This window comes from Terrabacter sp. P5_B1, from assembly GCF_056400505.1.
Genome location: NZ_JBFULD010000293.1, coordinates 1 through 5,387 on the forward strand (window position 1 = coordinate 1; position 5,387 = coordinate 5,387).

Here is a 5,387-nt window from a genome sequence, read left to right on the forward strand (position 1 = left end):
CACCGCGAGCGCCACCGTGGTGAGCAGCTGGGCCAGGTCGATGCGCAGGCTGATGTCGTCGGCGGCGACGTCACCGCTGCCGAGCCTCGACAGGGCGACCCCGCCACGGTCGTCGAGGAGGATCGTCGTCGGCCCGAGCTGGCGGTGGACGAGGCGTCGACGGTGCATCGTGCCCGCGAGGCGCCAGATGGCGGCGAGCCGGGCGGCGTCGAGCCCCCCGTCGCCACCGCCGGTGGCCTCACCGACGACCTCACTGAGTGGCGTGCCGCTCGGCTCGTCGTAGGCGATGACAACCGAGAACGGCCCGACCTCGGAGACGACGACCGGCTTGGGGGCGCGGATGCCGGCATCGTGGAACGCCAGTCCCATCAGCGTGCGGTGCTCGACCTCCGAGCGCAGCGTGAGCGCCGGGGGCCGGGTGAAGCCGCTGCGCAGCCGCAGCACGCGGAGCAGGCGGCGACCGGACGCGAGCCCGAAGGTGTCGCGGTCGATGACGTGGACGTCCAGCTGGCCGCCCGGCGTCGCACCGAGGTAGCGGCGGTCACCGGCGTCGTTCGCGTCGATCAGCTCGAGCCGCCTCAGGGGAAGGCCGCCCGCGACGAGAACGGCGGCGACCTCGGTGCCCGGCGGCCGCGTGGACATCACCCCGAAGACCAGCCGGACGACGAGACCGACGATCCAGCCCACGAGGAGCGAGCACACGAGGGCAGCGAGCGTCATGGCGCCGGAGAGCAGTGTGGTGACGAGCGTCGCGATGACGACCGTGGTCGCGATGGGCGAGATCCACTTGCGGCCCGCGATGTCCGCGACCGTGAGCAGGGCGAGCATCGAGACGATGACGATGTCGAGCGGACCGGTCCGACCCGACGAGGTGGGCCGCGTCAGCACGTCTGTGACGAAGCCACCGTTGCCGGAGTGGACGAGAATCGTCAGGACGATGACGAGGACACCGCCGACGACCGCGGCAGCCAGGGCCTGGATCAGCTGCATCGGTCGACGGCGCACCAGCAGGTCTGCCCCCACCCCGATCGGCAGGAGCAGCACGCCGATGCCACTCATCCACCCGAGGAGCGTCAGGAGCAGCCTCGGCAGACCGCCCGTGGCGTCGGTGAGGTCCTGTTCGACGGCGCCTCGAGTGCCGGCGGCGAGATCGGCCACGAGCAGCCCGATCACGAGCAGCACGACAGCGGCGGCCAGTCGTACCCCGTCAGCGGGACGGCGGACCCGTTCCGGGATGGGCGGCTCGATGACCTCCACGTCTGGCGTGGGAGCCGGGCTGCCCTCGTCGCCGGGGTCGCGGGGAGTCACCTCGGGCCCGTCGAGCTGGTCGTGCACGTGCTCCGCCGTTCGGCGCATGGTCTCCCTCGTGGTCTCGTCCGACTTCTGGACAGGTCGCGAGCTGCCCCCTTCCGTGGGGGGCTGCGTCCTCTCCGAGTCGCCGGGCATGAGCCAATCCTGCCTGAGGTGAGCCCCGATTCACCGCAGCGTCGCCGTCCTGGGGCTGCGCCCGGTACCGGAGACCCCGGCGAGCGGTGCCAGACTGACGCCGTGACGGTCAGCGACTCGTGGGACATGCCTCTGCGCACCAAGCTCCTCGCCCGGGCCCTCAGCCGGTCGCGCGGTCTCGAGCGGATGCAGTCAGCGGACGAGATCGCCCGCAGCAGAGCCTGGTTCGCGCCGGCCCGAGCACCCTTCACCTGGGTCACCGGATCGGTCCCGGCCGGCGTCGAGATCGGCGGCACGAGCTTCCGGGCGCGTGACGGCCACGAGGTCGCGGTGCGGACCTACCGACCACGACACACCGGGAGCGAGGCGCTGCCCGCGATGCTGTGGTTCCACGGCGGCGGGTGGGTGCTCGGCAACACCCGGGGCTACGACCCCCTGTGTGCCTGGATCGCCGATCAGGCGCGGGTCGCGGTGCTCAACGTCGACTACCGCCTCGCACCCGAGCACCGGGCGCCCCGGGCAGCGCACGACTGCGTCGACGCCGCCCGCTGGGCCGCCTCGGACTCCTCGGACTCCTCGGACTCCTCGCGCGCCGGGATCCGGCACTCGGGCCTCGGCCTCGCGGGCGACTCCGCCGGCGGCAACCTCGCGGCCGTGACCGCGCAGGTGCTTCGCGCCGAGGGTGGCGCCGACGTGGGGTACCAGGCGCTCGTCTATCCCGCCGTCGATGCGACGATGAGCTCGCCGTCCGTGGCCCAGCACGCCCAGGCACCGATCCTCACCCGCAGCGACATGGACACGTTCCTCGCGCACTACCTCGGGGACGCGGACGACGCCCTGGCCCCGGTCGACCCGTTGGTCTCCCCCCTGCACGCCCCGGACCTCGCCGGTCTGCCACCGGCGCTCGTCCAGACCGCGGACCTCGACCCCCTGCGCGACGAGGGCACGGCCTATGCCGAAGCCCTGCGGGAGGCCGGCGTCGAGGTGCGGCACACGAACTACCCTCGCGTCCCGCACGGCTTCATGAGCTTCCCGGGAGCCACCCGGGTCGGCGGTGCCGCCCGCGCCGAGCTGGCCCAGTGGGTCGCCCGGCACGCACGACCGGGAAGGGTCGGCTAGTCTGCGAACGCACGCGAGTCTCGTGAGGGATGGTCTCGAAGTGAACGACGTCGTCGTCTTCAGCGGCTCGGCGCACCCCGCCCTGGCTGACCGGATCTGCTCCTACCTGGGGGTGACCCGCTCCCCCGTCGACATCAAACGGTTCAGCAACGACTGCCTCCAGGCGCAGCTGCTCGCGAACTGCCGCCAGCGGGACGTCTACATCGTGCAGCCGCTCGTGCCTCCGACGCAGGAGCACCTGATGGAGCTGCTCCTCATGATCGATGCGGCGCGTGGTGCGTCGGCGGCCCAGATCACGGCCGTGATGCCCCACTACGCCTACGCGCGTTCGGACAAGAAGGATGCCTCGCGCATCTCCCTCGGCGGCCGGCTCGTCGCCGACATGATCTCCACGGCTGGCTGCCACCGGGTCCTGACGATGGCGCTGCACGCACCGCAGGTCCACGGCTTCTTCTCCACGCCCGTCGACCATCTCACGGCCATCGGCGTCCTGGCCGACCACTTCCGGGACAACGACCTGACGAACTCGATCGTCGTCAGCCCCGACCTCGGGAACGCCAAGGTCGCGACCCAGTTCGCCCGGCTCCTCGGCCTGCCCGTGGCGGCCGGGTCCAAGCAGCGCGTGGCCGACGACCGGGTCGTCATCGACTCCATCGTGGGCGACGTGTCGGGCCGGCGGGCCATCATCCTCGACGACGAGATCGCGACGGGCGGCTCGATGCTCGAGCTGATGGACCGGCTCAAGGACGCCGGCGCCACCGAGGCCGCGATCGTCTGCACCCACGGCCTCTTCGCCGGCAAGGCCGTCGAGCGGCTGCGCGACCACCCGTTCGTGACCGAGGTCGTCACGACCGACACGGTCCCGCCGCCGCACGGCTGGCCCGAGCTCAAGGTGCGGTCGATCTCGGCCCTCTTTGCCGAGGCGATCAGCCGCATCCACCACGGCCGTTCGGTCAGCTCGCTCTTCGAGGGCGTGGACCCGACGCACGCGCCGCCGCAGGCGAAGCTCCCGTTCGACCCGCACTCATGAGCACAGCCCCCTGGTGGCGCCGCCCCGCGGTCGCGCTCGTCCTCGACGTCCTGCTCGTCCTGGTCTTCGCGGGCGTGGGGCGGGCGAGCCACGACGAGGCGGGTCCCGTGCTGGGCGCGCTCGTCACGGCCTGGCCCTTCCTCGTCGGGACCGCGGTCGGCTGGCTCGTCGTGCGGGCCGTCCGGCGGGTCTGGCCGATCGACGTGCCGCCCGGGGTCACGGTCTGGTTCGCGACCGTCCTCGTCGGCATGCTGCTGCGGCACGCGATCGGCTCGGGCACGGCAGCCAGCTTCGTCGTGGTGGCCTCGGTCGTGCTCGCCCTCTTCCTGCTGGGCTGGCGCGCCGCGGGGGTGTATGCCCTCCGCCGCACCTGCGCCCCCCACCAGCGCTAGCCACCCCCGGCCAACCCCAACCGTCGAGAGGCCACGTGTGGCCGCCCCTCCGCCGTCGAAAGGCCACGTGTGGCCGCCTCAACCCCGTCGAGAGGCCACGTGTGGCGGCCTCAAACTCGTCGCGAGGCCACGTGTGGCCCGGGGACCCGGGCCACACGGCATACGCACGCTCTCAGAGGTACTGGCCCGTGTTGGCCGTCGCGATGGACCGGCCGGGCTCGGTGCCGTCCTTGCCCTTGAGGAGGGTGCGGATGTAGACGATCCGCTCACCCTTCTTGCCGCTGATCCGCGCCCAGTCATCGGGGTTGGTCGTGTTGGGCAGGTCCTCGTTCTCCTTGAACTCGTCGACGCAGCTCGCGAGGAGGTGCTCCACACGGATGCCCTTCTGGCCCGTCAGGAGGAAGTCCTTGATGGCCAGCTTCTTGGCCCGGTCCACGATGTTCTGGATCATCGCGCCCGAGTTGAAGTCCTTGAAGTAGAGGATCTCCTTGTCGCCGCCCTGGTAGGTCACCTCGAGGAAACGGTTCTCCTCCATCTCGGAGTACATCCGCTCGACCGCAGCGGTGATCATCGCCGCGACGGTGGCATCGCGGTCTCCTCCGTTGACGGCGAGGTCGTGCTCGTGGAGCGGCAGCGTCTCGACGAGGTACTTGCTGAAGATGTCGCGCGCGCTCTCGGCGTCGGGCCGCTCGATCTTGATCTTGGCGTCGAGACGACCGGGCCGCAGGATCGCGGGATCGATCATGTCCTCACGGTTGGAGGCCCCGATGACGATGACGTTGTCGAGGCGCTCGACGCCGTCGATCTCGGCGAGCAGCTGCGGCACGATGGTGGTCTCGACGTCGCTCGAGACGCCCGAGCCGCGCGTGCGGAACAGCGAGTCCATCTCGTCGAAGAAGACGACGACGGGCGTTCCGTCCGAGGCCTTCTCGCGCGCCCGCTGGAAGATGAGCCGGATGTGGCGCTCGGTCTCGCCGACGTACTTGTTGAGCAGCTCCGGGCCCTTGATGTTGAGGAAGTAGCTCTTCTCCGTCGCCTTGCCCGTGTGCGCCGCGACCTGACGGGCGAGGGACGCGGCGACGGCCTTGGCGATGAGGGTCTTGCCGCAGCCGGGAGGGCCGTAGAGCAGGACGCCCTTCGGCGGCTTCAGGGCGTGCTCCTTGTAGAGCTCCGGGTGCAGGAAGGGCAGCTCGACGGCGTCGCGAATCTGCTCGATCTGGCCCGAGAGGCCGCCGATGTCCTCGTAGTCGACGTCGGGGACCTCCTCGAGGACGAGCTCCTCGACCTCGAGCTTCGGGATGACCTCGTGGACGAAGTTCGACCGTGGGTCGAGGGTCAGGGAGTCCCCGACCCGGATGTGCTCGCCGAGCAGCGGCGTCGCGATGCGGCAGACCCGCTCC

At 71.1% G+C, this 5,387-nt stretch carries 5 protein-coding genes; 3 read left to right on the plus strand and 2 right to left on the minus strand.

All coding sequences use genetic code 11. The annotated features are described in order from the left end of the window. The coding region (locus tag AC1DP0_RS17505; RefSeq protein ID WP_478086800.1) for a BUD32 family EKC/KEOPS complex subunit at positions 1-1,356 on the minus strand (1,356 nt) is incomplete at its 3' end. A 192-nt stretch (positions 1,357-1,548) separates the two neighbouring features. On the opposite strand from AC1DP0_RS17505, the gene AC1DP0_RS17510 reads away from it, so the two are divergent. From AC1DP0_RS17510 to AC1DP0_RS17520, 3 genes are read left to right on the plus strand one after another with little or no spacing between them, the layout of a single operon-like run. Further along, positions 1,549-2,565 (plus strand): alpha/beta hydrolase, encoded by a 1,017-nt coding sequence (locus tag AC1DP0_RS17510; RefSeq protein WP_478086802.1) that lies wholly within the window; start codon positions 1,549-1,551, stop codon positions 2,563-2,565. A 40-nt stretch (positions 2,566-2,605) separates the two neighbouring features. Beyond that, positions 2,606-3,595: a ribose-phosphate diphosphokinase gene (locus AC1DP0_RS17515; protein WP_478086806.1), complete on the plus strand. Its 990-nt coding sequence runs from the start codon at positions 2,606-2,608 to the stop codon at positions 3,593-3,595. After that, positions 3,592-3,987, plus strand: a complete 396-nt coding sequence (locus AC1DP0_RS17520; protein ID WP_478086808.1) for a DUF3054 domain-containing protein — start codon at positions 3,592-3,594, stop codon at positions 3,985-3,987. Before AC1DP0_RS17515 ends, AC1DP0_RS17520 begins: the two co-directional genes overlap by 4 nt. Before the next feature lie 172 nt (positions 3,988-4,159). Here AC1DP0_RS17520 and arc read toward each other — a convergent pair. Continuing rightward, positions 4,160-5,387, minus strand: a 1,228-nt coding sequence (gene arc, locus AC1DP0_RS17525) for a proteasome ATPase (RefSeq protein WP_478086812.1), incomplete at its 5' end; no start/stop codon positions are given.